This is a genomic window from Nocardia carnea (assembly GCF_029868325.1).
Classification (GTDB): Bacteria; Actinomycetota; Actinomycetes; order Mycobacteriales; family Mycobacteriaceae; genus Nocardia; species Nocardia carnea_C.
In genome coordinates this window covers 1-6,933 of record NZ_JARWNW010000082.1, presented here as the reverse complement: position 1 = coordinate 6,933, position 6,933 = coordinate 1, and the positions used below count along the sequence as shown (strand labels likewise).

The window sequence follows — 6,933 nt, the reverse complement described above, 5'->3', positions numbered from 1 at the left end:
CCCGCGCCGACTATTATCTGGCCTCAATGGGGGGTGCACTTGGACCCTTCCCGTAAATTCTTTGGGTGCTTTTGGGTAAAAAAACTGGTACCCGGGGTTTTGTCCCGGGGGGGGCCCCGACCGGGCCCGCGACCCGAGCTCGTGTGGGCGGCGCAACGGGCAGTTCGGGAACTGTGGCTGCACAGCCGTAGTGAGCCGGGGCTTTCTCAGCCGATATCGGTGATCGGGGTCAGCAACTCCGGGTTGCCCGGCCCGCATCCGGGGCCGACGACGAGCGCGGTGATCTGCGCGCCGTTTCGCCCACCGACGAGTATCAGCACCGCATCGTCCCGGTCGCGGAACTTCATCTCGGTGGACCCGAGTACGGGGCGGTCGACCCCGGCAGCACGGACACATGCGGTAAGGGCCGCAGGATCGGCCAGCCGGCCGGGCACATCGTGGCGGCCCAGTGCGCGCAGCGCGATCGCTGTATCGAACTCGGCGCCCGAGTCCGTGCCCGCGGTGGCGGTAGGGGCGGCAGTCGGCGTCGTTTCGCCCTCGGGCCGGACGCCGGCGAACAGCGCGGCGCCGGCGCAGATCAGTACCGCGGCGGCCGCGGCGATCGTGGCGGCGAGCCGCCGGCGCCGGCGACGAGCGTCCAGCGATATCGGCGCCCCACCGGCCGGCTCGGCCCCCGGCGCGGACCGGTCCGCGTCCGCAGCCCCGAACCTTGCGGCGAGCGCCGGTGCCGGGACATCACCGAGCGGCACAGTTGCCTCCACCGCCCCGGCGGTATCGCCACCGTCCTGGTGACCCGCTTCGCTCCCGAGGGATTCGGCGAACGCGTCCAACCGAGCGGCGATATCCGCCGGCATCGGGCGGACCACCCGGTCGGACTCGGCGAGGCCGGTGAGAGATGTGCGCAACGCATCGAGCGATTCGAGATAACGGCGGGCGTCCGGATCCCGGCGGACCGCCGGCCAGAGCCGGGCCTCCAGTGCGGGGTCGAGATTTCCGGCGTGCAGATCGGCGAGCAACTCCGCGGGGAAAGGAGGTTGCGGAACGGGGCTCATGACCTTCGCACCTCCAATTCTGCTGCGTCCATCTGGCTCGGGTGTCGATTCCTGGGGTCTGCGGTTGCACTCCCGGTGAGTACATCCCATTCGGGAGGGAAAATGTGTCACTGGTTTGGACGCGTCGTCCTCACATCCGGTTCCCCTCCCCGTTCAGCGAATCCAATTCGGCCTTGAGACGCTGCCGCGCCCGCGCACATCGGCTCTTGATCGTGCCCACCGGAACACCGAGTAGATCGGCGGCGTCGGAGACGCTGTACCCCTCGACATCCACGGCCACCACCGCCGCGCGCTGGTCCGGCGGGAGCGCGAACAGGGCACGTTCCAGCACGATGGAGATATCGACCCGGCTGTATTCGTCGGCGTAGTCCGATATTTCGGGCCAGACCTCCGGCGGGAGGACCACGGCCCGCTGGGCGCGGTTGCGCCGGATCCGGTCCAGGCAGGCATTGACGACGATGCGGTGCAACCAGGTACGAACCCCGGAATCACCACGAAACGAGCCCGCGTTGCGATGGGCCGACAGCAGAGCTTCCTGGAGCGAATCGGCGGCGTCCTCGGGGGTATAGCAGACACGTGCGGCGGTCTGCCAGAGATGGTCGTTGTGCCGGCGGATCAGTTCGGCGAAGGCATGCGGCGCCCCGGCCGCATGCGCCCGCAGTAAATCGGTATCCGAGGTGATATCGAACCCGGTTTCTCGCGCCGCTGCCCCAGGAGACGGCACCGTCTCCCCGCGAACCCCCGCATTCAATTCGGACGACAATAGCCAACCCCTTGGACAACCGCCCACGACAGCGTCGGCGCGGTGCGAGCCGGCCTGTGGTGATTACTGCGTGTACTCAGCGAGCGGGACCGTACCCCTGATCCCACCGGCTCCCTCCTGGGAGCGCGGACCGTGATCATATCCCGGCCACCATTGCGCGGCAACCGGATCCAGATCCTCCGGATATCCGTATGGGGCGATGAAACAGCAGGTCAGGGCTTTGCTTCGAAACTCAGCTCGGCGATCGAGCTCTGGAACTGGGCACCGGAATTGCCCAGACCGGTGACCCAGATCAGCACGTAGCGGGCAGCCTGATCACTCTGCACCGGAACCTCCGTGACCCCCTCGCCGAGCACCGCGGTACCGGCGAGCTGGGTCTGGTCCAAGGTGGGGGTTTCGGTGGGCGAGGTCCGGATCTCGACCGAGGTGCCCGGGGTCGGCGAGGTGATGGTGACCTTGGTGAGGTTCGCCGGGCTGGGCAGGGTCGCCAGCAGGCCGACTCCCTTCTTCAACGCCGGGAACTGCTGGAAGTACTGGTCGGTGCTCCACGAGGTGGCCGGATCACCGTCCATCGCCGCGGGCCCGCCGTCGGGGTCGTCCGGCGTGCCCTCCGGGGAGAACACCGTTATCCCCGAGATCGGCACCGGTACGCCGGCGGCCCCGGCAGGTGTGCTCGACGGGGCCACCGAGCTCGGCGACTCCTCCGGCGCGCGGCTGGTCGTCAAACCGATCACGCGCTGCTCGTTGAGCGGTTCACTGGAGTCGCCCGGTGCGAAAACGCTCACCAGCCACCAGATGACGATGCCGACCACGAGCGCGGTGAGAATCCCCAGGGCCACCATGATCCACATCATCCGTTGCGATTTCTCGCGTTCGGCGGCCAGCAGCTCCGGATCGGCCAGCGATTCGTCGGCCGGTGCCGGAGCGCGCTGCCCCAGCCGCAACACCGGGATGAAATCGGTCTTCTGGTCCACCACCGAGGCCTGTTCCAGCACGTGCTGGATGGTGGCGGCGGTGCGGACACCCTTGTTCGGTTCCAGCGAGCGTACGGCCACGGCCGAGATCTCGAAGGGAACCTCGGGCCGGATCTGGCGGGGTTCGACGGGGGTGCCGTCGGACCCGAAATCGGCCAGGCGCAACCCGCCCACCGTGGCAGCGTTCCCGCTGACGCCGCCGGACCGCAGCGGCCAGCGGGCGGTGATGAGCGCGTAGAGCATGGCGCCCAGACCGCGGACATCGCTCTGCGGGTCGGCATCGCCGAGAGTGCCGGGGAACGCCAGTACCGCGTCACCGCTTGCGCTGATGCGGATCCGGTCCGGATGGTCGATGGACAGCGCGCCGCCGCTGCGGTGTGCCATTTCGGTGGCCGAGGCCAGTACCCGGATGGCGCGCGCGGCGCCGATCGGCGACGGGACGGTTTCGGCCATTTCCCGCAGTGAACGTCCCGGTGTCCATTCGGCCACCACGATGCCGCCGGAACTACCGCGCACCACATCCAGGACCCGCGCCAGGCCCGGTGAATTGATCCGGCCCAAGCGCAGCGTGCGGGACAGGATGGCCTGCGGGCCGTCCTGACCGGAATCGCTGCCGGCCCGCTGATCGGCGTCGACGAAGGTCAGCGCCACTTCCCGATCGAGCTTGATATCGAGTGCCTGCCAGAACTTCAGGCCCCGTGCGCCGCCGTGGTCGGCGAGCAGCCGGTATCGTCCGCCGGCGACGGATGCACCGGCGATGAGTTTGGGCCCACGCTGCACCCGGCTCGCCTGCGTCATCGGTGGTACGGCGATCATGCCGGTGTCGTACACCGGATCGGTGGCCGATACCGTGGCGCCGGTGCGCTGGACGCGCTCCTCGGACAGATGATCGCCGGCATCGTCCGGATGCCCGGCGTCGTCGTCGTACTGTGGCCCGCTGTCCGGCGTCTGCTCGGGCGGGTGGGCGGATTCGGCGGAACCGGTATCCACACGCTGGGTGCGCGCCTCACCCGGCTCCGACTGCTCCGGGGGAACATCGGTGGACAAGCGTCCGCTCGCCGGATTCCGCGCAGGATCGGCGGCTGGGACCTTGCCCACCGCGTCGTCGCTCACCCTCGGACCTCCTTCGCCCTGGTATGCCGCAAACTCGGCGGGTCTGTCACTTGTGCCGGTCTGCCGAACAGGGTACGGGAACTGGCCGGGTACGGTGCGATCAACCGAGTCCGGCCGGATCACCGGTAGCACCATTGTGCTCTGTGCGTCCATGGCCGAATCGAAGCCGGAGTACGCGAGGTACGGGTCGGGCCGGCGCATGATCCGCGTGGTGTGTTCTTCTTCGACGGGTTCGTCGAGATCCAGCGGCGGCGCCGGCGGGGTGATACCGAGCCGCCGCGAAATCGCGACCGTGATGGCGACGACCTCGGGGATTCCGGCAAGGCGCATCAGCCCGAAGGCCACCGCGAACATCACGATGGCGGTGATCCCGACCCGGATGAACGAGCCCGGCCCGCCGAGGGATTCGGTGAGCCGGTCCAGACCCATCACCCGGTCGGCGATGAGCATGACGGCGCCGCCGGCCAGCGAGGACAGCAGCACCCGGCTGACCGTACGTCCCACATTGGCCATCCGCAGATCGCCCAGGCTGCGGTGCAACAGCCAGCCGCCGATCACCGCGCCGACGGTGAAACCGAGGCCGGTGGCGATACCGAGCACGATCACGACCTGGTCGCTGCTGTCGGCGATGAACGGGGCCAGCGCCGAGAACAGGATCTTGACGGCGGTGATCCCGAGGATGATCCAGGTCGGGGTCCACGCCTGTTCGCGGGCGTAGAACACCCGCAGATGAATCAGTACGAGCGAGTACGGGATCAGGGTGAATGCCGAGAAACTGACTGCCGTACCGAGGCGGGAGGCGTCCTCGGCGAACCGTGCGTACCCGAACAGCGCATCCCCGACCTGGGGCCCCGCCAGGGTCAGGAAGGTGACGATCGGGATCAGCGCGATCATGGTCAGCCTGGTGGCCGCCGACAGATCGTCGACCACCGCGGGGGTGTCGTCGTTGGCGGCGTTACGGCTGAGCCGGGGCATGATCGCGGTGAGCAGGGTGACACCGATAACGCCGTACGGCAGCTGCAGCAGCAGCCATGCGTTCTGGTAGATGGCCGGACCGGCCTCATCGGCGTGCGAGGAGATATTGTTCGCGAAAATGCCGCCGATCTGGCTGATCAGCACGTAGAGGATGATCGCCGCGGCCATCGTGCCGAACTGTTTGAGCCGGCTGTCCAACCCCCACAGCGGCCGCAGATCGATTCCCTGACGGCGAATGGCCGGCAGCAGGCTGGCTGCCTGCACGATCACGCCGAGGGTTACGCCGCAGCCGAGGACGAGCAGTTTCGGATCGCTCATCCGGACCGGGTCCAGGGTGATCTCGCCGGGTGTCACGGCGTAGAGCCCGAGCACCACCAGTACCACCACGTTGTTCAGGACCGGCGCCCACGCGCCGGGTTTGAATGCCCCACGAGTGTTGAGGATGGCGGTGAACAGGGCCGACAGCCCGTAGAACAGGACGGCCGGGACCAGCAGGAAGGTCAGCGCCGTGGTGAGCGACGTATTGACCTTGCCGTCCGCGGAGACGAAGACATGGGTCGCCAGAACCGGCGCCGCGGCGGTCGCCAGGACGGCCGCGGTGCCGAGGATGACGGCAGCGGCAGTGACGAGCCGCCGGATGAACGCGGCGCCGTGGTCGGGATCCTCCTGTTCGGCCCGGACCAGGGTGGGCACCACAATGGCGGTGAGCACGGCGCCGAGGACCAGTTCGGCGATCATGTTCGGAATCAGGCTGGCCGAGGTGAACGAACTGGCGATGGCCGGGCCGAGTACCGCGAGCAGCAGCAGTTGTTTACCGAATCCGGTGATGCGGCTGATCAGCGTGGCGATCGCGATCGAACCGGAGTCCTTGAGCAGTTTGGACTGGCTGTTGTCGGGTTTATCCGCGGTAGCGGCCGCCTCGAGGGGCTCTGCCACGGCAACTGCGGGCTGCCGGCCGGTCCGTGGCCGGTTACCGGCGGCCGCCGGAATCGGGGTGGGTGCGGCGCGCTGGGGTTCGCGTGCAGGCGGCACCTGGCGCAGCGGTTGCGACGGCGGCGCCTGCCGGCGCGCTGGGGTCTGCGGGCGCGGATTCGCGGGCGGCGGCGCCTGCGGCCCCGGCCGGTTCGGCTGTCGCTGCGGGCCGGGAGCAGCACCCGGGTTCTGCGCGGGCGGGCTCTGCCGGTCGGCCGGGCGCGGTGACCGCTCGGGTGGCCGATTCTGCTGGATCGGCCGCATCCGCTGGGCCGGGAAAGGTTCGGAAGCCGGCCCGCCCTGGGGCCCGCCGGTCTCGGGCCGCGGCTGTTGCGGAGGCAGGGGCGGAACGGGCCGCCGGTGACCGGCATCGAGTTGCGCCTCAGGTGACCGGCCGGGTCCGGGCTGCGGACGCCCGGTGGGCGGTGCGGGGGGCCGGAACGCCGCGGGCCGACTCGCGGGCGGTACCGCCGGATGCGGCGCCGAAGGCGGCGCGGACGGGCGCTGGTCGGGCCGGATCGCGGGCCGCGCACCGGACTGTGGCTCCAGCGGCGGCATACCGGGCCGGCCGCCGGGACGGGGATTCGCGGGCGGTGCGGGGGGCCGGCCGCCTGGATGCGGGGGTGGTACGGCAGGTCGCGCGCCGGATGGCGGGTTCTGTGGTCGTCCGGGCGCCGGGTTACGGCTATCGCGCGCGGGGGGACGCTGCCGGTTCGCGGCATACCGATCGTCCCCCGGATGCGGGCCGGGCACCGGCCGCGCGGGCGGGCCGGGCCGGGGAGCCGGATCGGCCGGTTGCTCGGATCGGCGCAGCTGTGGTGGCGGTTCCCGGAAGGACTCGCGATCGGTATCGCGCGGGCGGCCGGTCATCTCCGGCTCCGATCCGGGAGACGGAGGCACCCGCTCCCACGGTGCGCTGGGGGCCCGCCGGCCGCGTGGGCCGGCGGGGGGTGTACCCGGCGGCTGCCGCTGAGCGGGGGGTTGATCGTCGCGGATCATGGCGCCTGTATCGCCCCGCCCCCCCCGTGGCGGTTGTGCCCGGGGTCGATCCGGGCGCCCTGCCAGGTTCCCGCCCGCAGCTCGG

3 protein-coding genes are annotated in these 6,933 nt (G+C 70.1%); all 3 read right to left on the bottom strand.

What is annotated here, in order from left to right:
• Positions 1–206 precede the first annotated feature (206 nt).
• On the bottom strand, positions 207–1,052 hold the full coding sequence (locus QH196_RS04570) for a hypothetical protein (RefSeq protein WP_280414480.1): 846 nt from the start codon (positions 1,050–1,052) through the stop codon (positions 207–209).
• A 130-nt stretch (positions 1,053–1,182) separates the two neighbouring features.
• Complete coding sequence (sigM, locus tag QH196_RS04565; protein ID WP_280414481.1) at positions 1,183–1,776, bottom strand: RNA polymerase sigma factor SigM; 594 nt, start codon at positions 1,774–1,776, stop codon at positions 1,183–1,185.
• Positions 1,777–2,027: 251 nt separating this feature from the next.
• A complete protein-coding gene (locus QH196_RS04560; RefSeq protein WP_432279434.1) occupies positions 2,028–6,407 on the bottom strand; it encodes a lipid II flippase MurJ in 4,380 nt (1,459 codons plus the stop codon).
• Positions 6,408–6,933 lie beyond the last annotated feature (526 nt).